Origin of the sequence: Mesorhizobium kowhaii (assembly GCF_042431665.1) — a bacterium.
Lineage (GTDB): Bacteria > Pseudomonadota > Alphaproteobacteria > Rhizobiales > Rhizobiaceae > Mesorhizobium > Mesorhizobium kowhaii.
On sequence record NZ_JBHLYT010000131.1, the window covers coordinates 1 to 588 of the forward strand.

Annotated in this window: 1 protein-coding gene; it reads right to left on the reverse strand. The window is 64.1% G+C overall.

What is annotated here, in order from left to right; all coding sequences use genetic code 11:
* Positions 1 to 588 (reverse strand): transposase (locus ACFFNA_RS35975; RefSeq protein WP_378924711.1); only part of this gene is annotated, 588 nt, incomplete at both ends.

Below are 588 nucleotides of genomic sequence, written 5' to 3' on the forward strand. Positions count from 1 at the left end.
TGGTGCCAGACGTAGCGCATCAGATTGTAGGCGAGGTTCGTCATGCCGATCTTGGTCCTGGCGCGGGCGATGCCGATCGTGCGGATGAAGAGTTTCATCTGCGCCTTCTGACGGGCGAAGACGTGCTCGACGAAGGCTCGGGTCTTTGAGCGCCGGCCGTTGGCCCGCGACGTCGCTTCGCTCATAGGCCGGCCCTTCGGCTTCTTGTGGTGGATTTCGGAGACATATCCGTTCCGGTCGAGCCACTCCTCGTTCTTCTTCGAGCGATAGGCGGTGTCGGCCCAGACCGTAGACCCGGTGTTGGCGCGGTTGAGCACGTTGCGAAGCTGCGCGCCGTCATAGGCGGATGCGCTCGTGACGTTCCAGCCGCGGATGAAGCCGTGCCGGCGGTCGATGGCGGCATGGTTCTTGTAGCCGAAAGCGGGAATGGCGATGTCGCGCTGCTGCGCCTTTCCCTCCTCGGCGACCTTGGCCTTGGAGAACTTCACCGTCCAGCGGGCATCGCGATCCTTCTGGCGCAGCTTGGCCGGCTTCTCCTTCCATGCGTCCGGCACCTTGCCCGCCTTGATGTCGGCCTTCTCGGCGTCG